Origin of the sequence: Haliea sp. (assembly GCF_040221975.1) — a bacterium.
Classification (GTDB): Bacteria; Pseudomonadota; Gammaproteobacteria; order Pseudomonadales; family Halieaceae; genus Haliea.
Genome location: NZ_JAVJWR010000033.1, coordinates 144,974 through 167,430 on the forward strand (window position 1 = coordinate 144,974; position 22,457 = coordinate 167,430).

Below are 22,457 nucleotides of genomic sequence, written 5' to 3' on the forward strand. Positions count from 1 at the left end.
GCTATAAAGGCGTAGCCAGGGCGTTTTCCCGCTCCGGGCAGCGCACAGGAGGAAAGCCGCGCCGCATGTATCGCTACAGTGTCGACAGCACGATGACCTATACCTCCGAAGATCTGGTTCTGTTCAAGGAGTCCCCGTTTGCCGCCTGGATGGAGCGCCTGACCCTGGAGAATCCGGGCCACGGCATTCTGCCGGACGCGGGCAGCACGCCACCGGGCAACAACATGCTGCGCCAGGACGATGTCGCCGCCATGTTGCGCTCGGAAGGACGCAAGGTGGTGCTGGTGGACTGGGAGGAATCCGAACCCCTGCGCCGTAGTGCGACCCTGTCGGCGATGCGCGAAGGTGCCGATTTCATTGTCAATGGTCGGCTGGCGGTTGGGCCCCTGGCGGGCTCCAGTAATCTGCTGATGAAAACCAGCGGTTATTCGGAACTCGGGGACTTTCTGTACGTGCCCTGTGATACCCAGGGCAAGACCAACCTGCACTCGGCCTTCCGTCTTTGCTTCCTGGCCGACCTGCTGCACAGTCTGCAGGGAGTGCTGCCGCCACGCATGCTGATTATTCGCGGTGGGGCGGATTTGCTGCCGCTGCAGACAGAGGACCATATCTACCACTACCGGGCGGTGAAGCAGCGGTTCATGGAAGCGCAGCGCAATTTTCGCAAGCACAAGATGCCCGATCCCTCCCTCTCGGCACACTTCGGGCGCTGGTCCGACTGTGCCAACGAGGTGTTGAAACAGCGCGCTCTGCATCCAGACACCGCCGCTGAGCCAGTACCGGAGGCGGTAAGCCAGCCGGCTCCGGAGCCGGCAGAGCTCCCGCAAACGCAGCCGCTGCAGGCGTTGGCAACATCGGTGCGCGCCGGCGCCGGTGCTGCGGCCTATGATCTGGACCGGGCACAAACCTCTGCCGGTGTGGCGCTGGAGGACCTGTCCTTTATTGGCAGCGCTTCACACCGGGCTGCCCCGGAGCCGGCGGTGGAGCGCCGCAGGCGCAGGCCGCCGCCTCCCGCACTCGGTGATCCTGAACCCGCGGCAGGGCGGAATTCCCGGTCCGGCGACTCGCACCCCCTGAATCCGCCGGGCTTCAGCTTTGGTTCTCGCGCCCCGGCTGCGGTCGAGCCCCAGGCACCGACGCGGTCTTCTCCGGGCGTGGCCGGCACGGCCGTGGACCGTGATGATGACAGCGCTGACCGCTTTACCGCGGTGCCATTTTCCGCCAGCCTCAATACCCGGGATGCCCTGGACGATTGATCGCGCCGAACTGCGGCAGCGCGGTCAGGTCGCCTGCAGCAGGGGTTGTTTCGGGCGTACAAACAGGCACTCACAGCTGGCGGTGAGGACGTCGCCCGCATGCAATTCCCCGCTCACCACGGTTTTGCGACCAACGCTTTCCTGTACCTGCGCGCTCAGGTCCAGATCCGTGTTCAGTGGCGTGGGGCGGTGATAGCGCACGGTCAGGGTGCCGGTCATGCCCGGGTTCCTGCCTGCCAGCTGCGCCATTCCCAGGAATTGGTCAAAGATGGCGGCGATAAAGCCACCGTGAATGAAGCCGGGCGGGCCCTCGTAGGCGTAGCCACAGCGTACGGTACCGAAAGCCCGGTTTCCCTGCAGCCACATGTTCAGCTGTGGCGACAGCGGGTTGCTCCAGCCTCCCAGCGCGTTCAGCTCGTGGTTCACTTCGCCGTGACCGCCGTGCTTGCCATCGCGCAGAAAGGCCAGCAGGCCATGTAGCCTGGGACCCGTCGCGAGTGTCGCGGCCTGTGTCTCGACAAGGTCGGCCAGGGCATCAATTTCAGCCGTGCTGGCGTCGCTGGTGATCAGAGCCTCGATCAGTTCGCGCAGCGCTTGCGCAGCGCGGCGCTTGGCCTTCCAGTGCGGGGAGAACGGCGGCGAGATTTCCTCGGAGGCAAAAGGGCTGAAGACGGAAGCATTGCCGTCGGCGTCTGGAAACATCGGGTTATCCTGTTTCGTGTTGGGGTTCAGCGCAACTTGCGGAAACAGTCCCGCAACTCGCCAATCATCAATGCTGGCTGCTCCAGCGCGGCAAAATGGCCGCCTGCGGGAAGTTCATTCCAGTGGATGAGCTGAGTGAAACGCTTCTCCGCCCAGCGGCGGCTGCTGCGGAAAATCTCCCTGGGAAAAATGGAACAGCCCACGGGCATGGTGATCGGATCGAAATTGGGGCTGCCAAAGCTTTCCCAGTATAATCGGGCGGAGCTGGCAGCGGCATTGTTGAGCCAATAGATCATGACGTTGTCCAGCAACTCATCGCGATCGATCACATGCTCCGGGTGCTTGCTGCCGTCGCGCTCACAGTCAGTCCAGGCGTAAAACTTCTCCATGATCCAGGCCATCTGCCCGACCGGTGAATCGGCGAGTCCATAGCCCAGGGTCTGTGGCCGGGTCGACTGCTGCTTGGAGTACCCCGAGTCCCAGTCGGCATAGTAGCCCATGGACTCGAGCGCCCCCTGCTCCTGGGGGGTGAGCTTGTCCATGGTGTCCGGGTCGGGGGCGACAATCGGCATGTTGACGTGGATGCCGGCACAGTGGGTGGTTTCGGTCTGGCCCATGCTCTGGGTGATCATGCTGCCCCAGTCCCCACCCTGGGCAACGTAGCGGTCGTAGCCCAGCCGCGCCATTAACTCGCCCCACATGCGGCCGATGACCTCCACCGACGTGCCGGTGGTGGTGGGCTTGCCCGAAAAGCCGTAGCCGGGCAGGGAGGGGATCACCAGGTGGAACGCATCGACCGGGTCACCACCGTGGGCCACAGGGTCCACCAGGGCGTCGATGATGTGACGGAATTCGAGAATGGAACCCGGCCAGCCATGGGAGATGATCAGTGGCAGCGCATCCGGGTGCGGCGAGCGACAGTGAAGAAAGTGAATATCGAGCCCCTGGATGCGGGTGCTGAACTGGGGGCGGGCGTTCAATTCTGCCTCGCAGCGACGCCAGTCATAGTCCCGGGCCCAGTACTCCGCCAGTTCCCTGGCGTAGGCCAGGGGCATGCCCTGGCTCCAGTCATCACAGGTCTCCTGGTCTGGCCAGCGGGTCAGTGCCAGGCGTTGGCGCAGGTCGTCGAGGACTGCGTCCGGTATGGCAACGGTATACGGTGAGATGTTATCAGTCATGGCTGGCGTCCCCGTTCTGGACGCTAACCGTAGCCACAGCCGCCTCCCGATGCAAGCGAGTGTAGCGCCATCAGCGGCGGCGGTTCAGCTGCTCAGTCCGGGCGCGGGAGTTGTCGTTGCCTTTCTTCCTCGGCTGCCGCGCTTTCCGGACTGCTCCGCTGGCATCTCGAACTCGCGCAAAAACGGTTGCAGGGCTCTCCGTTCGGCGGGGTCGTCCCTGGTCTTCTCGAGCAGATGGGTGGTTCGAGGCTCGCGATCGAGGAACAGTTTGCCCGAGGCTTTTCCCGCCTCGGTGGCGACCGCCAGCCAGATGATGGTATCAGCGCCTTCCTCGGGGCTGCGCAGGATGCGGCGGGTGATTTTGTGAAAGCCGGGGAGCGCGGTCTCGACCCCGGGTGTGTCAGCCCAGCCCGGATGCATGGCATTGACCACGATGCCGTCGCCAGCCCATTCCTGCGCCCACTGTTCGGTCAGTACCATCAGTGCCCGCTTGCAGCGGGCGTAGGCGGTGCTGCCGGAATAGCCTTGCTCGCGCGCGACCAGCTTGCGCACCGCCAGGGGCTGCGAATACATGCCCCCGGACACCACATTGATCACTCGCCCCTGCGGTGCCGCAGCCAGCAGCGGTCGCAGCCCCTCGGTAAGCCGGTAGGGACTCAGCAGCAAGAGAGCAAAGCTCTGTTCCAAGCCCTCCGCAGTCTCGCCGCGGGGGTTGAACAGCGCCCCGGCATTGTTGACCAGAACATCAACCGGCTTGCCCTTGCGCTGCAGTCGTTCGACCAGACGCTGTACTTCCGTCATCAGGCTGAGATCTGCTATCTCGACAAAAATTGAGCTGTTGCCGGTTTCACGTTGCAGTTCATTGACCAGCGCCGTGGCCTTGGCTTCGTTGCGAATCACCAGGGTCAGCGAGGCGCCGCGCTCGGCCAGGGCGCGGGCGGTCGCCAGACCCAGCCCGGAGCTGGCGCCGGTGATGACCACGTGCTTGTCGCCCATCCACGCGGACATCGGGTGCCAGTGTCGCCGCCCCAAACGGTACCCGCGCCGGCTGAAACGGGCCATCCCGGGGAGCACCCAGCGATCGGCGCGAGCGTTGCTGCTGGAAATGCTCGGAGCGGGATAGTTGTCCTCCAGCGCCCGCTTCATCCCCTGCACCGAGGCGTAGCCCATTGTCTCCATGCCCCTGCGCACGGTGCCTGCGGCCGGACCCAGCGGAATCTTGACATCGAAGCTGGCGCGATAGTCGATATGCGTACCCGTGGCCGTCTCGGACAGGTGAATCACATCGTTGACCTCGAACAGCCGGCAGCTGCCATGCAGTTCAATCGCCTTGTCCTGCTCCAGGTGCGTTACGGTGTAGAGCAGGTCGACGGACCCCACGGGCATTTCGCAGGTCACGTTGAACCGGGTGCCGACCGCAATCGGTCCGGTGCTCAATTTCTGTGCCGCGATGGCGGTGGCATCCCACTCGGTAGTGGTGCGGAAATCCCTGATGTAGTCAAAGACCTCTCGCAGCGGGCGCGGGACATCTATTTTTTCATGCAGCACGATCATGTGCTTCTGGCCTCATAGTCTGCGTTGGCTCTGTATACGCGAGGGGCTCGGCTACAGATTTCCACACGGGCTGCAACCAGTATAGACGCTGTATTCGCGGCGCTGCCTGTGCGGCTTCGCGTCGCAGTCATTCAGGGTATAGAATCGGGGCGTAGCGGGGGGCCAGTCCCCCGGGAGACAAACCAGTGGAGCGCGCGATGTTCAGGTATGGTAGGCAAATTCTGCAGTCGGGGCTGTTGGTGGCGGTGCTGGTGGCGCCCGCGACGATGGCCCAGTACGACATTGAGACCCGACTGCCGACCTGCGACACCCTGAACTGGTCCCGGGCGGTGCATCGCAGCTATCCGGACATCGACGAAATCTGCCAGGGTGTCTACCAGAAGGACGGGGTGCTCTACGCCCGGGCCGAGGTAGAGGTGTTGCGCGTCAGCGGCAACCGGCTGACCCTGCGTACGCTGCACACCGACGGCAGTCGCGGACACCAGACCAGTGTGCGGGTGGGGCCGAACTGGCGGGCGCGGATAGACGGCAGGGATTACCGGGTCGGAGAACTGGTCGGCGGGCAGCGCTTGACCGTTTATATTCCAGAGGATCGGTTTGCCCTGGCCCTGGACGGTGCCCCCGGCCTGGCTGAACACGATGCCAGTCAGGGCGACGCCAACGCCAACGCCACCGACGACTGAGGCTAGTCCTCTACCCACACCCGGCGCAGGGGCTCGCCAAAGTCGTCGTACAGCGTCTTGCGCCGGGGCTGCGGCCGGCGGCTGCGCTTGGGGCCGGCAGTGCGCTTGAGCATGGCCTTGCGGCGCTGCTCGATGGCTGCCACGACTTCAGGTACCAGGGTGCGTTCAGCGCGCGGTTCCAGGAACAGGCGCCGGGTCAGATACAGCGGTGCGGCCAGCGGGTCCTTGCCGCTGATACCCTGGGGCACGGATTCCACTTCTCCGCCCTTCTGCAGGAAGCGCTGGGTCTCGTTTTCCAGCGCTGCACGCAGTTCTTCCTTGCTCGGGAGTTTCTTCACCGTATCGAGTGCCTGCAGATAGTCCTGCCAACCGCCCAAAATGATTCAGTATAGCGCCCCCCGCGCAGAATCATAGGGTGGTTGTCGGCGTCGGCATCAAGCCGTCTGCCTGCGTTGTGCAGCGCGGCGGCATTCTGGTTTAATGCAGGCCTCTTTCATTCCGGAGTGTTTCCATGGTCTGGTTTATCCTGGCGGTTCTGGTGTTTTTCGCCTTCAGCCTGTTGTACCTGCGCGGCGAAGACCTGTCCCGCTACGATGCACCGCCACCGCCTGCTCCCCTGGGCAAGCCCAGCCCCGAGCACAGCGCGGTACTCGCGCGCCTGGGTGAATTCGCGGCAACGGGACAATCGCATCGGGGCCGGGGTCGGCTGCGGGCAATCCGCGAGTTGATGGACTCTCTCAGCGACGGGGTCGAATTCGGTTGTCGCTTCGAAACGGTCAATGATGGTCAGCTGCGTGGCGAGTGGGTACTGGCGCCGGGTCATGACCCACGCCGGCGCCTGCTCTACATTCACGGCGGCGCCTGGTTTGCCGGCAGTCCGCGCAGTCACCGTGCCATCACCGATCGTCTGGCACGGCTCACCGGCGCTGCGGTATTTGCGCTCGATTACCGGCTGATCCCGGAGCACCGCCGCCGCGACGGGATCGAGGACTGTCGCAATGCCTGGCGCTGGCTGCTGGTAAATGGCCCCGAGGGCCCGGAAGTGCTTGACCACGGCATGGTTGCGGGGGATTCCGCCGGCGGCAGCCTGACCCTGGGCCTGCTGGCCTGGATTCGCGACGAGGGACTGAGGGCGCCGGACGCTGCTATCGCTTTCTCGCCGTCCACCGATGTCACCATGAGCGGCCCCAGCATGCGCAGCAATCTGGCGACGGACCACATGTTGGGCCCGCTGTTCGGCAAGCTGGCGCGCGTTCCAACCATACTGTTGCTGTGGTTGACCTGGTTCAACAACCGTATCTCGCCCTCGCACCCGGATGTGTCGCCGCTGCGCGGTGATCTTGCCGGCCTGCCGCCGGTCCTGATCCAGGCCAGTGAGCAGGAAATGCTGCTGGATGACGCCCGCCGCTATGTCGCCAGGGCCCAGGCGGCGGGTTCGCCGGTGGAGTTGCAAACCTGGCCGCACATGGTGCATGTCTGGCAGATGTTCACCCCCGACCTGCCCGAGGCCGAAGAGGCCTACGCGAATATCGCCGAGTTCCTCGAGAGTGCCGGCGTGCCCGTGGTCGAGGGCGGTGACCTGTGAACGGGTTGCGCTCGGCTCTGGTGTTCCTGTGGATGGTGGTGAGTGTCATCCCCATGGGTTTTGGTCTCATCATCTGCTCGTTGTTTGTCCGGGACACCCGTCTGTGGTGGATATTTGCCGTGCCCTGGCTGCGCGGGGTCATTGCTGTTGCCAGAATTGTGGGCGGGGTGCAGTACCGGGTTCACGGCGCGGAAAACCTGCCCAGGGCCGAGGACATGCGCCGGATCGTGCTCTGCCCCAAACACCAGTCAACCTGGGAGACGTTTTTCTTTCCCAGCATGACCCCGCACCCACTGGCCTATGTGTTCAAGCAGGAACTGCTGCATATCCCGATTTTTGGCTGGTGTCTGGCGCGCCTGAAGATGGTCCACATCGACCGCAGCAAGCGCTCTGAAGCCTGGAGCAAGGTGGCGGCCCAGGGCAGGGTGCTGATGGATCGGGGCAAGTGGATCATCATGTTCCCCGAAGGGACCCGCACCGAGCGCGGCACCCGGGGCACCTACAAATCCGGCGCGACCCGGCTGGCGGTTGCCACCGGCGCCAGCGTGATCCCGATAGCCGTGACTTCCGGACGTTGCTGGCCGCGGCGCTCCTTTGCCCTGCGGCCCGGGGTGATAGATGTTTCCATAGGCACGCCGGTGTCGGCAGTGGACCGGCAACCCGGTGAGCTGATGGACGAAGTGGAACGCTGGATAGAGGCCGAAATGCGCCGCCTGGACCCCGATGCCTATCATGCGTGAACGTTACGCCCGCGTCGCCATCGTCAGCGCGGACGCAGGCTTTGCCGCGGGCCTGGTGGCCGACCTCAATCGCTGTGCTGCGGACGAGCAGCGCGTGCCCCAGCAGCAGTGTGAGCTGCAGTTTGTCCATGCCCGCGACAGCGCGGAGGCGCTGCGACTTGCGAGCGAGGACGGACTGCTGCAGGCGCTGGTGTTTGATGCGTCAACCCTGAGCGGACCGGCGCAGGCCATTGCCGCCGTGGCCCAGCTGCGCCCGGAACTGGATCTGTACCTGATGCCGGAAGCGGGGAGCGACTACGGCCAATTGCAGGTCGAGCTGCTGGACCGGCTCGACAGCAAGCCGGCACATCTCTACCGGCAGCTGCGCACTGCGATCCAGCGCCGTGCCCGGACACCCTTTGCGGACACGCTGCGCGACTATGTTTACAGCGCCAAGGATGCCTGGCACACGCCCGGGCACTCCGGCGGCGACAGCTTGCGCGACAGCCCCTGGGTCAGCGACTTCTACCAGATGATGGGCGAACACATCTTCAATACCGATCTTTCGGTTTCAGTGCAGTCGCTGGATTCCCTGCTGGAGCCGCACAGCGTGATCCAGGAGGCACAGGAGCTGGCCGCGCAGGCGTTCGGCGCCCGGCATACCTTTTTTGTCACCAATGGCACCTCTACCGCCAACAAGGTGATCATGCAGCAGCTGCTGGGTGCTGGCGGCAAGGTCATCCTCGACCAGGCCTGCCACAAGTCGGTACATCACGCGGTGGTGTTGTTTGGTGCCGAACCGGTATACCTGGCGGCATCGCTGAACCCGCGTTTCGGCTTCTACGGCCCGGTGCCCCGGCAGCGTGTGCTGGCGGCGATCGATGCCCATCCCGATGCCCGCCTGCTGGTGCTTACCAGCTGTACCTACGACGGTTTCCGCTACGATCTGGCACCCATCATCGCCCGCGCCCACGCCGCCGGCATCAAGGTCCTGGTGGACGAGGCCTGGTACGCCCACGGCCGCTTCCACCCGCAGCTGCGACCCTGCGCACTGGAATGCGGCGCGGACTATGTCACCCAGAGTACCCACAAAATGCTGTCGGCGTTTTCCCAGGCCAGCATGATCCACGTCTCCGACCCGGATTTTGACGAACACCGGTTTCGCGAAAACCTTAACATGCACACCTCGACCAGCCCCCAGTACGCGATGATTGCCAGCCTCGATGTGGCGCGCAAGCAAATGAGCATGGAGGGCTTTGCTCGCCTTGAGGCCTGCTTCGATATCGCCGCGCAGCTGCGGGCAGGGATCAACCGCAGCGGCGTGTTTCGGGTGCTGGAGTTGGCGGACATGCTGCCGGAAGAGCTGGTGGACGACGGCATCCGCCTGGACCCCTGCAAGCTCAGCGTGGATGTGTCCGCTTCCGGCTACTCCGCCCGGCAGCTGCAACTGGCGTTGTTCGAGGACCACGGCATCCAGATCGAGAAGGTCACGCACAATACACTCAGTATTCTGGTGACCCTGGGGGCGACTGACAGCAAGGTGTTGCGCCTGCTCAACGCCCTCGACAAGCTGGCCCGGAAGGCGCCCGCCAGCAAGGGTGCCGTCACGGCTCGCCGCACCGTGACGCCGCTGCCGGCCCTGAGCGACTTTGCCTGTTTGCCTCGCGATGCCTATTTTGGCCCCTCCCGGCTGGTGCCGCTGAATGCCAGCGATAGGGGAGTCAATGAAGCCCTGCTGGGGGCGGTCAGCGCCGACCAGATCGTACCCTATCCACCGGGGATACCCGTGCTGGTGCCCGGCCAGGTGATAACCGGCGCTATCGCCCGCTTCCTCTACGATCTGTACCACGGCAATACCGGGATTGAGATTCACGGCCTGCTGGAGGAGGGAGAGGAGCCCTGTCTGCGGATCGTTGAGGGGCTGGCCTGACAACGGCGCATGGTCTAGGCTATGCACTTTTCGCGCCACCAGAGGACTGTACGGCGCATCCCGAGAAGGAATCATGCAATGCCTGAAGCCTATATTGTCGGCGCTGTACGCAGCGCTGGCGGTCGCAAGAACGGTCGCTTGTCGAGAGTGCACCCGATTGATCTTGGTGCGGCCGTGGTGGATGCCCTGGTAGAGCGGGTCGGGGTCGCAGTCGACGAAATCGACGATCTCGTTTTTGGCTGCGTGTCCCAGACCGGAGCCCAGTCCAGCAACCTTGGTCGCAATGTCTGCCTCTCCTCCGTACTCGGTGAAGTGGTGCCCGGGACCACCGTGGATCGCCAGTGTGGCTCCGGCCAGCAGGCGATCCATTTTGCCGCCCAGGGCGTCATGTCCGGTACCCAGGGCCTGGTGATTGCGGGCGGCGTGGAGAGCATGAGTCAGGTGCCGATTGGCGCCAGCATCGTCGATGGCGCCAAGGCCGGCCATGGTACGCCCTACGGTGCCCGTATCAGCGAGCGCTATCCGGGCGTGCAGTTCAACCAGTTTGATGGCGCCGAGATGCTGGTACGGAAATACGGCATCAGCAGTGACGAGCTCAACCGTTTTGCCCTCGCCAGTCACCAGAAGGCCCGGCAGGCGGTGGAGGAGGGACGTTTCCAGCGCGAAATCGTGCCAATCGAGGTGGAGCTGGAAGACGGCAGCCGGGCAATGCACACCCAGGATGAAGGCATTCGCATGGACGCCACCCTGGATGCGATCGCCGGACTGCAGCCCCTGCGCGAAGGTGGCACCCTGACCGCCGCCAACGCCTCCCAGATCTGTGACGGCGCCGCCGCGGTCATGGTCGCCAGCCGTGAGGCCTGCGAGCGCCTGGGTCTCACGCCGCTGGCCCGGATCGTGGCCATGAGCGTCATTGGCTCGGACCCGGTGATCATGCTGGAAGGGCCGATCCCCGCTACCCGCAAGGTGCTGGAACGGGCGGGCATGAGCCTGGCGGACATCGACCTGTTCGAAGTCAATGAGGCCTTCGGTTCGGTGCCCCTGGCCTGGGCCAGGGCTCTGGACGCGGATATGGACAAGCTCAACGTCAACGGCGGTGCCCAGGCACTGGGTCATCCCCTCGGTGGCACCGGCGCCAAGCTGATGACCACGCTGGTGCACGAACTCCACCGCAGCGGCAAGCGCTATGGCCTGCTGGCGATCTGTGAGGGGGGTGGCACCGCCAACGGCACCATTATCGAGCGCGTGAACGGGCTCGCCTGACACGTTGTTTACCCTTAGTGACAAGGAGATACCATGGCTATTCAGACACGAACGATTGCCTACCAGCACGCCGGACTGACCTATGAGGGCCTGCTGGCCTGGGATGACGCCGCCAGTGGTCCGCGCCCGGGGGTCGCGGTGGCCCATACCTGGGCCGGGCGCACCGAGTTCGAAGAGGGCAAGGCCGTGGAGCTGGCCGAGCATGGCTATGTCGGCTTCGCCCTGGACATGTTTGGCAAGGGCGTGCGCGGCGAAGGTACCGAGCAGTGCCAGGGCCTGATAGCACCGCTGCTGGAGGACCGTGTCCTGCTGCAGGATCTGGTGACGCTGGGCATGGGCGTCATGAGCGAGCAGGCTGAGGTGGATGCAGGACGGGTTGCCGCCATGGGCTACTGCTTTGGCGGCCTGACCGTGCTGGACCTGGCACGCACCGGCGCTGAAGTGCGCGGCGTGGTCAGCTTCCATGGACTGTTCAACGCGCCCGACAATACCGCCGGCACGCAGATCACGGCCAGCGTTCTGTGCCTGCATGGCTATGATGATCCGATGGCTACGCCGGACGACCTGGTGGCACTGGCGCAGGAGCTGACCACCGCCGGCGCCGACTGGCAGGTGCACGCCTACGGCAATACCCTGCATGCGTTCACCAATCCCGACGCCAATGATCCGGGCTTTGGTGCGGTTTACAGCGCCGCTGCAGACCGCCGCTCCAGCCAGGCGTTGTACAACTTTCTCGAAGAAGTACTGGCCTGATGGCGGTGCAGCTGTACGACTACTTCCGCTCTTCCGCGGCCTATCGGCTGCGGATTGCACTTAACCTCAAGGGGCTGGAGTACGCGTCCTTGCCGGTCAACCTGGTTGCCAACGAGCAGCGCGACGCCGACTACCTGGCGGTCAATCCACTCGGCCTGGTGCCGGCACTGGCCACCTCAGAGGGCGAGCTGCTGACCCAGTCAGTTGCCATTCTCGAATGGCTGGAGGAGGAGTATCCAGAGCCGGCACTGCTGCCCGCGGACGCGCTGGGGCGTGCGCGGGTCCGGGCCATGGTGCAGACTGTCGCCTGTGATATTCACCCATTGAACAACCTGCGGGTACAGCGTTACCTGGTGGACCAGCTGGGTGTATCCGAAGAGGCCAAGCTTGACTGGTACCACCACTGGATCGCGCTGGGGTTTGCCGCCCTGGAGCAGCAGGTGGCCGGTGATCGCTACTGTTATGGCGACAGTCCCACCCTGGCTGATATCTGCCTGCTGCCGCAGATGTTCAATGCCCGGCGCTTTGAGCAGGATTTGCAGCCCTTCCCGCGTCTGTGTGCCATTACTGCCCATCTGGAGCAGCTCCCGGCCTTTGCCGCCGCCAGCCCGGAGGCGGTCGCCCCGGCCTGAACACCGACCCGATTCCCTGCAGCAAGTGAGGCTCAATGATAGACAGCCAGCCCATTTTCATCGCCCATGCCCAGCATACGTGGCGCGACCGCGACGCCGCCCGCAGTCCTCTGGATGCACTGGAGGCAGTGTCACGCACTGCTGTGGACAATGCCGGCTGTGCCGGCCTGGCGCAGTGCATCGACACGGTTGCCACCATTCCGTTCCTCGCAACCCAGGTGCCGGATCTCGCCGGTCTGATGCCGCCCCATCCCGGTGCTGCCCTGTGCCAGCGCCTGGGATTGCAGGCGCAGACCTTCAGTACCGATGTCGGCGGCAATACCCCGCAGCTGCTGGTGAATTTTTTTGCCGACCGGCTGGTGGCCGGTACTTCGCGCACGGTGCTGTTGACCGGCGGTGAGCTGTTCGCAACGCTGTTTGCGGCGCTGTCCTCCGGTCACGATATCAGCCACTGGCAGCAGGGCGGCGAAGAGCCCGCCATCCAGCTGGGCTCGCCCAAGGAGCCCTGTAGCGCGATGGAGCGTGCCCACGGTCTGTTCGAGCCGATCAATACCTACCCGCTGTTTGAAAGTGCCCTGCGACACGCCCGGGGCTGGGACCGCGCTACACACCTGCAGCGTCTGGGGCGCCTGATAAGCGACATGAGTGCGGTGGCGGCGCAGAATCCCCACGCCTGGCGCGGCGAATTTGTCACCCCGGAACAGGCCCTGGATACGGCGTCCGGCAACCGCATGATTACCTGGCCCTATACCAAAGTCATGAATGCGATTCTGGCAGTGGACATGGCGGCGGCGGTGATCATGACCACCGTCGGCGAGGCGCGGCGGCTGGGCATAGACCCGGCGCGCTGGGTCTATCTGCGCGGTGGTGCGGAAGCCAACGACATCTGGAATGTCAGTGAACGACCGGTCCTGCATCAGTCGCCGGCACTGGCGGCCTGTGCCGGAGCGGCCCTGGAGATGGCCGGCCTGTCGCTGGAGGCGCTGGACCGGTTTGACCTCTACAGCTGCTTTCCCTCCGCGGTTCAGGTCGCCTGCGACGCCATCGGGCTGGCCGTCGATGATCCGCGCGGTGTCACGGTCACCGGCGGCCTGACCCTGTTTGGCGGCCCCGGTAACAATTATTCGCTGCACGCCATTGCGGAAATGGTGGCGCAGCTGCAGGCGGACAAGGGGCGTCACGGCATGGTGACCGCCAATGGCAACTATCTGACCAAGCACGCGGTAGGCATTTATTCCCGCGATGCGGGCGCCAGCCCCTGGCCGTTGGCGCGCCCGGAGCTGCAAACCACGCTGGACGCGGCGCCGCGGCTGCAGGTTGATGCCGCTGCCAGCGGAGCGGGCAGAATTGATGCCTGTGCTGTCGCTTTCGACAGGGAAGGGCCAAGCAGGGGGATTATCCTCGGCCGCATGGGCGACGGTCGCCGCTTCATCGCCAACACTCCCAAGGGCGACGTCGGCACCCTTGAGCGTCTGCTGGCTTCAGACCCTGTCGGCGAACAGGGGCGGGTAACACCAGGTGACAAGGTGAACAGTTTTGAATTCTGAACCAGTGAATAGCAGTGCAGCTGTGGTCAACGCGGCCAGCCTGGCCGCGGCGCTCAGCGTCAATGGTGCCCGCGGTGCCGAGTGTATCGCCGGACTCAAGCGTCTTTCCGGCGGTGCCAACATGGAAACCTGGGCTTTCAATCTCGAGACCGACGGTGCCGACAGGCCGCTAATACTGCGGCGCTCGCCGCTCGGATCCACCGCCGTGGAATCCGATTCTCCCCTGTCGCAGCTGCCCCTGACCGCAGAGGCCGCGCTGCTGCCGCTGGTGTCGGCGCAGGGTGTACCGGTACCCACGGTGCTGCGGGTGCTGGGGCCGGAGGAGCCACTGGGGCCTGGATACATCATGAGCCGTGAGCGGGGCGAGGCCCTGCCGGGGCGTATCCTCGCGGATGACCGCTACAGCAGCGCCCGCCGCCACCTCGCCGGACAGTGCGGGGAAGCCCTGGCGCGGATTCACCAGGTCAGCCCGGCCCAGCTGCCGCCCGAAGTTCCCAACCAGACCCTGCAGGAACGACTGGCACTGCAGCAGGCCCTGCTGGATCGCTACGGCAACAGTTCGCCGGTACACCAGCTGGCGCTGAACTGGCTTGCTGACCATGCGCCAGAGCCCAGCCGCCACTGTCTCTTGCACGGCGACTTTCGCAACGGCAACCTGCTGGTGGACGAACAGGGACTGGTGGCCGTGCTGGACTGGGAGCTGGCTCACTGCGGTGATCCGGCGGAGGACCTGGGCTATCTGTGCGGCAATGTCTGGCGCTTCGGCCGTTCCGAAAAGCCGGTGGGCGGTTTTGGCGATTACGAGGATCTGCTGGAAGGTTATCGCTCGGTGGCGGGCTGGGCGCCGGACATGGCAACCCTGCGCTACTGGGAGGTGTTCTGCGCCCTGGGCTGGGGCCTCGTGTGCCTGACGATGATCGATCTTTATCGCAGCGGTGCCGATCCGACCCTGGAGCGCGCCGCAGTTGGCCGCCGGGTTTCGGAGTCGGAAATGGACCTGCTGCTGCTACTGGAGGAGTAAACCGTGAGTCAGACCGACCCGACTGAATTGCTGGCGGCAGTGCAGGCATTCCTGCGCCAGCAGGTACTGCCGCAACTGCAGGGCTTCGATGCCTACACCACGCGCGTGGCCGCCAACAGCCTGTCCATTGTCAGCCGCGAGCTGCGCGGGCGCGACGCGATCACGGCACTGGACGCGGCCGCCGGCGCACGCTGGCTCGGCGGCGACAGCAGCGACAACCCGGCACGGGATATCAGCCTGGCACTGCGCGCGCGCAGCCTGGCGCCGGACGCCGACCTGCAGGCGTATCTGCGTACACGCACCCTGCGACAGATGGCGATCGACAATCCGCGCTATTCCGGCTTTCGTCTCGGCTGCGAGCGCTGGCCCGCGCTGGCGGCTGCCGCCGGTATTGCCGGCCAGGAGCCGCATCAGTGAGCAGCCTTGTCCCCGCTCGTATTCGCGAATTTCTCGCCCGCCTTGATGCCTTCATCGAGGCCGAGTTGAAACCCCTGGAAGCGGCCGGCGACAACCAGCGCTTCTTTGATCACCGCCGCGAATATGCACGCACGGACTGGGATCGGGAAGGCCTGCCCCACGCCGATTGGGAGGCCCTGCTGGCGCAGGCCCGGGTCCTCGCCCGGGAGGCGGGGTTCCTCGGCTTCGCGCTGCCGGCTGAGTACGGCGGCGGCGACGCCAGCAACCTCGACATGGCAGTGGTGCGGGAGCACCTGGCGGCCAAGGGTATCGGCCTGCACTGCGACCTGCAGAACGAGCACAGCATCGTCGGCAACTTTCCCACCACCCTGGCGTTTCGCGACTTTGGCAGCCAGCAGCAGCGCGACGCGTTTATTCCCGGCAGTATCGAGGGCACGATTGGTGTCGCCTTCGGCCTGACCGAGCCCGAGCACGGCTCCGATGCCACCTGGCTGGAAACCACTGCGGTTGCGGAATCCCGCGACGGCGTGGCCGGCTGGTGCCTGAATGGCACCAAGATGTGGACCACCGGCATACACCATGCGACCCATGTGCTGGTGTTTGCCCGCAGCGACGGCAAGCAGGGCAGTGCCCGTGGCATTACCTGTTTTGTGGTGCCCAATCCCAGTGACGGCCTGCGTATCGAGGAGTGGCTGTGGACCTTCAACATGCCCACCGACCATCCCCGGGTGGCGGTGGACAACGTCTGGGTGCCGGAGTCGGCCATTCTCGGCGAGCCCGGCCTCGGCCTGGCAGTGGCGCAGCACTTTGTGCACGAGAACCGCATCCGCCAGGCGGCGTCCAGTCTGGGCACGGCGCGCTACTGCATTGCGGAGTCCGTCGCCTATGCCCGCGAACGGCATACCTTCGGCAAGCCGCTGGCCGGCAACCAGGCGATACAGTTTAGCCTGGCCGAGCTGCATGCGGACTACGAACTGGTCAAGGCCCTGACCTTTCAGGTGGCGGGGGAAATGGACCAGATGTCGAAACGGGAAGTGGCGGAGCGGCTGTCGGACAAGGTGGCGATCTGCAACTACCGGGCCAACAAACTGGCCTGCGAGGCCGCCGACGCCGCTATCCAGGTGCACGGCGCCATGGGCTATTCACGCTACAAGCAGTTCGAGCACCATTACCGCCACCATCGACGCTACCGCATCACCGAGGGCTCCGACGAAATCCAGCTGCGCAAGATCGCCGGTCATCTGTTCGGGTTTATCGGCCCGCGTTAAGTGCCCGCGCCATGGCCGCGATGACGCGGTCAATCGCAGCAGCGGATACATCCAGGTGCGTGACCAGGCGGATTTTCCGGCCCCCGGGTACAAGAATCCCGGCAGCGTTCAACTGCGACTGCAAATCCAGCCCCTGCTGCGCCGAGCTCAGTTCAATGTGTACCATGTTGGTGTTTACCACGCAGCTGGTAATGCCCGGCAGTTCACGCAATCCTTCGTACAGTCGCGCCGCGTTGGTGTGGTCTTCCGCCAGCCGCTCGACGTGGTGGTCCAGGGCGTGGTCAATGGCCGCGGCGACAATGCCGGCCTGGCGCATGCCGCCACCGACCATCTTGCGCCAGCGCCTGGCATCGCGGATAAAGGCATCTGACCCCACCAGTACCGAGCCCATCGGCGCTCCCAGGCCCTTGGAGCAGCACAGGCTGACACTGTCGGCATCGGCGGCCAGCTCCGCCAGGGTCCTGCCGCTGGCGACGGCGGCATTGAACAGGCGGGCACCGTCGAGATGCACTCGCAGACCGTGGCGGTCAGCCAGGGCACGGACCTGCCCGGTGTAACCGTCGGGCATCATGCGGCCGCCGTGCGTGTTCTCCAGCGCTATCAGCCGGGAACGCGCAAAGTGGACATCATCCGCCTTGATCGCAGCCTCGATGTCACTGAGCGCGAGGATGCCATCCGCCTGTACCGGCAGCGGCTGGGGCTGGATACTGCCGAGTACCGCGGCGCCGCCGGCCTCGTAGAAATAGGTATGGTAGTGCTGGCCGACAATGTACTCGTCGCCGCGCTGACAGTGACTCATCAGGGCCACCAGGTTGCTCTGGGTGCCGGTGGGCAACAGCAGGGCCGCTTCCTTGCCGGTCAGGGCAGCCATCCGTGCCTCCAGGGCATTGACACTGGGGTCATCGCCGAAGACATCGTCGCCCACGGGCGCTGCCGCCATCACCGCGCGCATGGCCTGTGTCGGTCGGGTCACGGTATCGCTGCGCAGGTCTATGCGGTTGTCCATGGGGTTTCCCTTGCTCGGTTGTCACTTTCGGTCAATTTTTTTGCCGGCTGGCATCATTGCCTTCGGCGATGGCAGCTTACACTATGCGGGCTCCTTTTTTAGCACGCTCAGTAACGAGGACCCCTATGACACACAGTGCCTATATTTACGATGCTGTACGCACCCCGCGCAGCAAGGGCAAGGCTGGCGGCAGCCTTTACGAGGTGAAGCCGGTGGACCTTGGCGCCGGCCTGCTGCGCGCACTGCAGGCGCGGCACGACCTGGATACATCCTATGTCGACGACGTGGTCATGGGCTGTGTCACCCCGGTGGGTGAGCAGGGCTCCGACATCGCCAAGATGATTGTACAGAACGCCGACTGGGACGAATCCGTGGCCGGCGTGCAGCTGGACCGGTTCTGTGCCTCCGGCCTCGAGGCGGTCAACATTGCCGCCCAGAAGGTGGCGTCGGGCTGGGAAGACCTGGTGGTCGCCGGCGGGGTGGAATGCATGTCGCGGGTGCCCATGGGCAGCAACGGTGGACCCATGGGCGGGGACCCGGCTTTCAGCCTGAAGAGCGGCTTTGTGCCCCAGGGTATCGGTGCCGATACCATCGCCACCCTCGAAGGCTGGAGCCGCGAAGATGTGGACGCCTTTGCCCTGGAATCCCAGCGTCGCGCCGCCCACGCCCGGGACAGTGGCTACTTCGACCGCTCGGTCATTCCGGTGCTGGATCGGAACGGCCTGACCATCCTCGAGCGCGATGACTTCATCAAGCCCGATACCACCCTGGAGGGCCTGGCCGGCCTCAAGCCCTCTTTTGTCCTGCCGGGACAGATGGGTTTCGACGACGTGATCCTGGCCAAGTACACCACCCTGGAGAAGATCAACCACGTGCATACACCTGGCAACTCCTCGGGGATTGTCGATGGCAGCAGCGCGGTGCTGATCGGCAGCGAGAAGGCCGGCAAGGATCTGGGGCTGACGCCGCGCGGCCGTATCGTTGCCACCGCGGTGTTGTCCACCGACCCCATCATCATGCTGACCGGCCCCGGACCGGCGGCGAAGAAATGCCTGCAGAAAGCCGGTTTGCAGGCCTCCGACATCGACCTGTGGGAAATCAATGAGGCCTTTGCCTCGGTTGCGCTGCGCTACATGAAGGATCTCGGTATCGAGCACGCCGTAACCAACGTCAACGGCGGCGCTATCGCCATGGGGCATCCGCTGGGCGCCACCGGCGGCATGCTGGTCAGCATCATGCTGGACGAACTCGAGCGCCGCAGCCTCAAGCGCGCCATGTTGTCCCTGTGTGTGGGTGGCGGCATGGGCATCTCCACAATCATCGAGCGCGTTTAAAGGAATCAAGTGACAATGAGTGTATTCAAGTACGAGCAAGACGCCGACGGTATCGTGACCGTCACCATGGACATGACCGGACCGGTCAACGCCATGAATGAAGAATACCGACTGGCCATGGACGAGACCCTGGCCCGTCTGGAAGCGGAGCAGGGCCTTGCCGGTGTCGTCCTTGCTTCGGCCAAGAAAGTGTTCTTCGCCGGTGGCGACCTGAACGATCTGCTCGCGGCCAAACCCGGTGACGAGGCCGCCTTCATGGCCGCAGGCGAGCGGGTAAAGTCCGGCCTGCGGCGACTGGAGAAACTGCCGGTGCCGGTGGTTGCTGCCATCAACGGCGCCGCTCTGGGGGGCGGCTTCGAGATCGCCCTGGCCTGTAATTACCGGGTCGCGTACAACGACCGCAGCGTGCAACTGGGTTTGCCGGAAGTGAGCCTGGGCCTGTTGCCCGGTGGTGGTGGCGTGGTGCGCATGGTCAACCTGTTGGGCCTGGAAAAGGCGCTGCCCTATCTGCTCGAAGGCACCCGGCTGGAGCCCGGGGCCGCTCTGGAGGCGGGCATGGTGCACGAGCTGGTGGAGTCGCAGGACGCGCTGGTACCTGCCGCGAAGGCCTGGATCAAGGCGCAGCAGGGCAATGCCGATGCGGCAGTCCAGCCCTGGGACCGCAAGGGTTTTCGACTTCCCGGCGGCAATGCCTCCAGCCCGCAGGTGGCCCAGCTCATTACCGTTGCGCCAGCCATGCTGCGGAAGAAGACCCGAGGCCTGATGCCGGCGCCGGAAGTCATTCTCGACTGCGCGGTGGAAGCGGCGCGGCTGGACTTCGATACCGCGTTGAAGATTGAGTCCCGCGGCCTGACCTGGCTGGCCATGACGCCGGTCGCCAAGAACATGATCTCCACCTTTTTCTTCGCCATGAACCGCATCAATCGCGGTGGCAGCCGGCCCCAGGGTGTGCCGCCCCGGAGCGTGACCAAAGTGGGCATACTGGGTGCCGGCATGATGGGCCAGGGAATTGCCTATGTCTCCGCCATGGCCGGCATCCAGGTGGTGCTCAAGGATATCTCGGTGGAGGCCGCGGAAAAGGGCAAGGCCTACAGCGAGGGCCTGCTGGCCAAGCGGGTGCAGCGCGGCAAGATGAGCGAGGAAAAAATGCAGCAGGTGCTGGACCTGATCCTGGCGACTGCCAGCAACGACGATCTCGCCGGTTGTGACCTTATCGTCGAGGCCGTGTTCGAAAACATGGCGCTCAAGCACAAGATTACCCGCGAACTGGAAGGGCAGCTGGCCGCGGGGGGCGTGTGGGGCTCCAATACCTCAAGCCTGCCGATCACCGAACTGGCCAACGCCAGCAGCACGCCGGCGAACTTCATCGGCATTCACTTCTTTTCCCCGGTCGACAAGATGCCGCTGGTGGAAATCATCTGCGGCGAGAAGACCAGCGACGAGACCCTGGCCAAGGCCTATGACTACGCGCGCCAGATCAGGAAGACGCCGATCGTGGTCAACGACTCGCTCGGTTTCTTCACCTCCCGCACGTTCGGCACCTATCTGGACGAAGGGGTGCGCATGGTGAAAGAGGGTCTGCACCCGGTGCTGGTGGAAAACATGGGCAAGGCCGTGGGCATGCCCGTAGGTCCGCTGGCAGTCTACGATGAGGTGAGCCTGGAGTTGACCATCAAGGCCCAGGCCACTTGGGAAGAGATGGGCGTGCTGGACAAATTCAGCGACGGCAGCGTCACGCGGGGCGTGATCAATACCCTGGTCAATGAGCACGGGCGCGGTGGTCGCCACCACGGTGGCGGCTTTTACGAGTACGCCGCTGATGGCGGCAAGTCCATCTGGCCTGGCCTGCTGGACCTGTACTACCAGCCGGACATTTCGGCGCCGGAACAGGATCTTCGTGACCGCCTGCTGTTCCGCCAGGTGATCGAATCCCTGCGTTGCCTGGAGTCCGGTGTCCTGCGCACGGTCGACGACGGCAACATCGGTTCCGTCATGGGTATCGGTGCACCGCCCTGGACCGGTGGTTTTATCCAGTTCGTCAATACCTACGGCGTCGACCGCTTCGTCGCTCGCTGCGAGGAACTGGCCAGCCGCTACGGCGAACGTTTCGAGCCCCCGGCAATCGCCAGGCAGAAGCTGGCGGCTGGCGAACTGTTCGAATAGCTCCCCGCAGGGGCAACTGTTTCCGAGAAACACGGCAGCGGGTATCATGCTCGCTGGATTTCCGAGACTGTTGCCCCCAATGCCCGATTTTCGTTTGTTCACTCTGCGCGGCCTGCTGGCCGCGTTCTGCCTTTTGCTCTGGTCCATGTCCCTGCAGGCAGAAACGACACCTGCCGAGAGCGCTGCCAGCGGCTTTTACCCGCTGCCGGATCCCGATGAGCATGTGGTTGGCCGGCCCCGAACCACGGTAGCCTCGGACGAGGATACCCTGGTTCTGATTGGTCGCCGTTTCCGGACCGGCTACGGCGCGATTCGCGCGGCCAATCCGCTGGTGGATTCCTGGATGCCCCGCGAGGGTACAGAAGTCTTGCTGCCGACCTGGCACATTCTGCCGGAAGCGCCCAGGGAAGGGATCGTGATCAATACGGCAGAAATGCGCCTGTACCATTTCGAGGGGGCCAAGGGGGAGCGACCGGCGCGGGTGGGAGTCTATGCCATCAGTATCGGTCGCGATGGCCGCGAAACACCGCTCAGTGCGGCCCGGGTTACCCGCAAGGCGGAAAATCCTACCTGGTATCCCACCGAGAGCATCCGCAGGGAGCGCGCCGAGCGCGGCGAGCCGGTACCGGCGGTGGTGCCGCCCGGTCCCGCCAACCCCCTGGGAACCCGCGCCCTGTACCTCAACCTCCCGGCCTACCTGATCCACGGCACCAATCGCGAGCTCGGTATCGGCATGCCGGTGACCGCGGGCTGTGTGCGCATGTATCCGGAAGACATAGAATATCTCTACGATCGGGTTCCGGTGGGCAGCAAGGTCGAGATTGTCCACCAGCCGGTCAAGGCCGGGTGGTCAGGTGATGTGCTCTACGTCGAGTCGCACGACCCACTTGAAGGGTTGGAGCTGACGCCGGAAGACCGGCTGCAGCAGCTGCGCGCGGCCATTGCCCGTACAGTGAGCGATCGGGCGGACTTTACCGTGGACTGGGACAGAGTACGGGAAGCGGTGCTGGAGTCGACCGGTGTGCCGGTGCCGGTAGGACCGATCTGGCTGGTGGATGAAGCGCTGGGGCAGGTAGATGATACTGCAACCCCGGCAGGCTGAGAGCCGGTTGGGGAGAGGGAAGCCCGGCGGGGGGCTGGCCGCCCGCCGGACAACCCACTGGGCTTACTTCTGCATTGAAGTTTTGAACGCGCGATCGATCTTGCTGTTGGCTTCTTCGGCGCTGCGCTTGGCTTCCTCTGCGGTGCGCTTGGCATCATTGGCGGTGCGTTCGGCACTGGCCGCGGTCTGCTTGGCTTCGTCGGCAGAGCGCTGCGCTGCTTCGGCGATGCTGCGAACTTCGTCGATTTGTGAAGTGCTGGCACAACCGGTTGCCAGAGCGGCGAATGCGGTGATGGCTACAGCCTTGATGAGCGTGGATTTCATGGTATTACTCCTTGAGCAGG

Annotated in this window: 21 protein-coding genes; 15 read left to right on the forward strand and 6 right to left on the reverse strand. The window is 64.6% G+C overall.

Going from position 1 to position 22,457, the window contains the following annotated elements; genetic code table 11:
• The first annotated feature begins 65 nt into the window (after positions 1-65).
• Entirely contained in the window at positions 66-1,256 is a 1,191-nt protein-coding gene (locus tag RLO07_RS15735) for a hypothetical protein (RefSeq protein WP_462293093.1), read from the forward strand.
• A gap of 24 nt (positions 1,257-1,280) precedes the next feature.
• Here the strand turns inward: RLO07_RS15735 and RLO07_RS15740 are convergent, their stop codons facing one another.
• The 3 genes from RLO07_RS15740 to RLO07_RS15750 all read right to left on the reverse strand — a co-directional run bounded on the left by RLO07_RS15740 (position 1,281) and on the right by RLO07_RS15750 (position 4,690).
• A complete protein-coding gene (locus RLO07_RS15740) occupies positions 1,281-1,958 on the reverse strand; it encodes a PaaI family thioesterase (RefSeq protein WP_462293094.1) in 678 nt (225 codons plus the stop codon).
• Positions 1,959-1,984: 26 nt separating this feature from the next.
• Positions 1,985-3,136, reverse strand: coding sequence for an epoxide hydrolase family protein (locus tag RLO07_RS15745; protein ID WP_462293095.1), 1,152 nt, complete (start codon positions 3,134-3,136; stop codon positions 1,985-1,987).
• Between the two features lie 84 nt (positions 3,137-3,220).
• On the reverse strand, positions 3,221-4,690 hold the full coding sequence (locus tag RLO07_RS15750; RefSeq protein WP_462293096.1) for an SDR family NAD(P)-dependent oxidoreductase: 1,470 nt from the start codon (positions 4,688-4,690) through the stop codon (positions 3,221-3,223).
• Between the two features lie 197 nt (positions 4,691-4,887).
• Here RLO07_RS15750 and RLO07_RS15755 point away from each other — a divergent pair, with 197 nt between their 5' ends.
• A complete protein-coding gene (locus RLO07_RS15755) occupies positions 4,888-5,373 on the forward strand; it encodes a hypothetical protein (RefSeq protein ID WP_462293097.1) in 486 nt (161 codons plus the stop codon).
• Between the two features lie 2 nt (positions 5,374-5,375).
• Here the strand turns inward: RLO07_RS15755 and RLO07_RS15760 are convergent, their stop codons facing one another.
• Positions 5,376-5,711, reverse strand: coding sequence for a hypothetical protein (locus RLO07_RS15760; protein WP_462293098.1), 336 nt, complete (start codon positions 5,709-5,711; stop codon positions 5,376-5,378).
• A gap of 173 nt (positions 5,712-5,884) precedes the next feature.
• Between RLO07_RS15760 and RLO07_RS15765 the strand changes: the two genes are divergently transcribed.
• From RLO07_RS15765 to RLO07_RS15810, 10 genes are all read left to right on the forward strand, one after another.
• Positions 5,885-6,958, forward strand: coding sequence for an alpha/beta hydrolase (locus tag RLO07_RS15765; RefSeq protein WP_462293099.1), 1,074 nt, complete (start codon positions 5,885-5,887; stop codon positions 6,956-6,958).
• Positions 6,955-7,698 (forward strand): lysophospholipid acyltransferase family protein, encoded by a 744-nt coding sequence (locus RLO07_RS15770; RefSeq protein WP_462293100.1) that lies wholly within the window; start codon positions 6,955-6,957, stop codon positions 7,696-7,698. Before RLO07_RS15765 ends, RLO07_RS15770 begins: the two co-directional genes overlap by 4 nt.
• Positions 7,691-9,607: an aminotransferase class I/II-fold pyridoxal phosphate-dependent enzyme gene (locus RLO07_RS15775; RefSeq protein WP_462293101.1), complete on the forward strand. Its 1,917-nt coding sequence runs from the start codon at positions 7,691-7,693 to the stop codon at positions 9,605-9,607. The genes RLO07_RS15770 and RLO07_RS15775 overlap by 8 nt, the downstream gene beginning before the upstream one ends.
• 78 nt (positions 9,608-9,685) lie before the next feature.
• Entirely contained in the window at positions 9,686-10,870 is a 1,185-nt protein-coding gene (locus RLO07_RS15780) for an acetyl-CoA C-acetyltransferase (protein WP_462293102.1), read from the forward strand.
• A 33-nt stretch (positions 10,871-10,903) separates the two neighbouring features.
• Positions 10,904-11,623 carry a dienelactone hydrolase family protein gene (locus RLO07_RS15785; RefSeq protein WP_462293103.1) on the forward strand — a complete coding sequence of 240 codons (720 nt, stop codon included), beginning with the start codon at positions 10,904-10,906 and terminating at the stop codon, positions 11,621-11,623.
• Positions 11,623-12,255 carry a maleylacetoacetate isomerase gene (gene maiA / locus RLO07_RS15790; RefSeq protein ID WP_462293104.1) on the forward strand — a complete coding sequence of 211 codons (633 nt, stop codon included), beginning with the start codon at positions 11,623-11,625 and terminating at the stop codon, positions 12,253-12,255. The genes RLO07_RS15785 and maiA overlap by 1 nt, the downstream gene beginning before the upstream one ends.
• Before the next feature lie 35 nt (positions 12,256-12,290).
• Positions 12,291-13,802, forward strand: coding sequence for an acetyl-CoA acetyltransferase (locus RLO07_RS15795; RefSeq protein WP_462293105.1), 1,512 nt, complete (start codon positions 12,291-12,293; stop codon positions 13,800-13,802).
• Entirely contained in the window at positions 13,792-14,823 is a 1,032-nt protein-coding gene (locus RLO07_RS15800) for a phosphotransferase family protein (protein WP_462293106.1), read from the forward strand. The genes RLO07_RS15795 and RLO07_RS15800 overlap by 11 nt, the downstream gene beginning before the upstream one ends.
• Before the next feature lie 3 nt (positions 14,824-14,826).
• A complete protein-coding gene (locus tag RLO07_RS15805) occupies positions 14,827-15,240 on the forward strand; it encodes a DUF6285 domain-containing protein (protein ID WP_462293107.1) in 414 nt (137 codons plus the stop codon).
• Entirely contained in the window at positions 15,237-16,508 is a 1,272-nt protein-coding gene (locus RLO07_RS15810; RefSeq protein ID WP_462293108.1) for an acyl-CoA dehydrogenase family protein, read from the forward strand. The genes RLO07_RS15805 and RLO07_RS15810 overlap by 4 nt, the downstream gene beginning before the upstream one ends.
• Here RLO07_RS15810 and ltaE read toward each other — a convergent pair.
• On the reverse strand, positions 16,492-17,514 hold the full coding sequence (gene ltaE, locus RLO07_RS15815; protein WP_462293109.1) for a low-specificity L-threonine aldolase: 1,023 nt from the start codon (positions 17,512-17,514) through the stop codon (positions 16,492-16,494). The genes RLO07_RS15810 and ltaE overlap by 17 nt on opposite strands.
• A gap of 125 nt (positions 17,515-17,639) precedes the next feature.
• On the opposite strand from ltaE, the gene RLO07_RS15820 reads away from it, so the two are divergent.
• From RLO07_RS15820 to RLO07_RS15830, 3 genes are all read left to right on the forward strand, one after another.
• Complete coding sequence (locus RLO07_RS15820) at positions 17,640-18,848, forward strand: acetyl-CoA C-acetyltransferase (RefSeq protein WP_462293110.1); 1,209 nt, start codon at positions 17,640-17,642, stop codon at positions 18,846-18,848.
• A 15-nt stretch (positions 18,849-18,863) separates the two neighbouring features.
• The gene (locus tag RLO07_RS15825) at positions 18,864-21,011 is read left to right on the forward strand and encodes a 3-hydroxyacyl-CoA dehydrogenase NAD-binding domain-containing protein (protein WP_462293111.1); all 2,148 of its coding nucleotides are present in this window, start codon (positions 18,864-18,866) and stop codon (positions 21,009-21,011) included.
• A gap of 79 nt (positions 21,012-21,090) precedes the next feature.
• The gene (locus RLO07_RS15830) at positions 21,091-22,113 is read left to right on the forward strand and encodes a L,D-transpeptidase family protein (protein WP_462293112.1); all 1,023 of its coding nucleotides are present in this window, start codon (positions 21,091-21,093) and stop codon (positions 22,111-22,113) included.
• Positions 22,114-22,176: 63 nt separating this feature from the next.
• Here RLO07_RS15830 and RLO07_RS15835 read toward each other — a convergent pair whose 3' ends face one another.
• Entirely contained in the window at positions 22,177-22,437 is a 261-nt protein-coding gene (locus RLO07_RS15835; protein ID WP_462293113.1) for an Lpp/OprI family alanine-zipper lipoprotein, read from the reverse strand.
• Positions 22,438-22,457: the final 20 nt, after the last annotated feature.

Bases quoted from the DNA above. Each gene is read 5' to 3' on its own strand.
- RLO07_RS15750 (WP_462293096.1), bottom strand. From the start codon at position 4,690: ATGATCGTGCTGCATGAAAAAATAGATGTCCCGCGCCCGCTGCGAGAG.
- RLO07_RS15755 (WP_462293097.1), top strand. From the start codon at position 4,888: ATGTTCAGGTATGGTAGGCAAATTCTGCAGTCGGGGCTGTTGGTGGCG.
- RLO07_RS15780 (WP_462293102.1), top strand. From the start codon at position 9,686: ATGCCTGAAGCCTATATTGTCGGCGCTGTACGCAGCGCTGGCGGTCGC.
- RLO07_RS15835 (WP_462293113.1), bottom strand. From the start codon at position 22,437: ATGAAATCCACGCTCATCAAGGCTGTAGCCATCACCGCATTCGCCGCT.
- RLO07_RS15820 (WP_462293110.1), top strand. From the start codon at position 17,640: ATGACACACAGTGCCTATATTTACGATGCTGTACGCACCCCGCGCAGC.
- ltaE (WP_462293109.1), bottom strand. From the start codon at position 17,514: ATGGACAACCGCATAGACCTGCGCAGCGATACCGTGACCCGACCGACA.
- RLO07_RS15775 (WP_462293101.1), top strand. From the start codon at position 7,691: ATGCGTGAACGTTACGCCCGCGTCGCCATCGTCAGCGCGGACGCAGGC.
- RLO07_RS15830 (WP_462293112.1), top strand. From the start codon at position 21,091: ATGCCCGATTTTCGTTTGTTCACTCTGCGCGGCCTGCTGGCCGCGTTC.
- RLO07_RS15785 (WP_462293103.1), top strand. From the start codon at position 10,904: ATGGCTATTCAGACACGAACGATTGCCTACCAGCACGCCGGACTGACC.
- RLO07_RS15765 (WP_462293099.1), top strand. From the start codon at position 5,885: ATGGTCTGGTTTATCCTGGCGGTTCTGGTGTTTTTCGCCTTCAGCCTG.
- RLO07_RS15795 (WP_462293105.1), top strand. From the start codon at position 12,291: ATGATAGACAGCCAGCCCATTTTCATCGCCCATGCCCAGCATACGTGG.
- RLO07_RS15825 (WP_462293111.1), top strand. From the start codon at position 18,864: ATGAGTGTATTCAAGTACGAGCAAGACGCCGACGGTATCGTGACCGTC.
- RLO07_RS15745 (WP_462293095.1), bottom strand. From the start codon at position 3,136: ATGACTGATAACATCTCACCGTATACCGTTGCCATACCGGACGCAGTC.
- maiA (WP_462293104.1), top strand. From the start codon at position 11,623: ATGGCGGTGCAGCTGTACGACTACTTCCGCTCTTCCGCGGCCTATCGG.
- RLO07_RS15740 (WP_462293094.1), bottom strand. From the start codon at position 1,958: ATGTTTCCAGACGCCGACGGCAATGCTTCCGTCTTCAGCCCTTTTGCC.
- RLO07_RS15735 (WP_462293093.1), top strand. From the start codon at position 66: ATGTATCGCTACAGTGTCGACAGCACGATGACCTATACCTCCGAAGAT.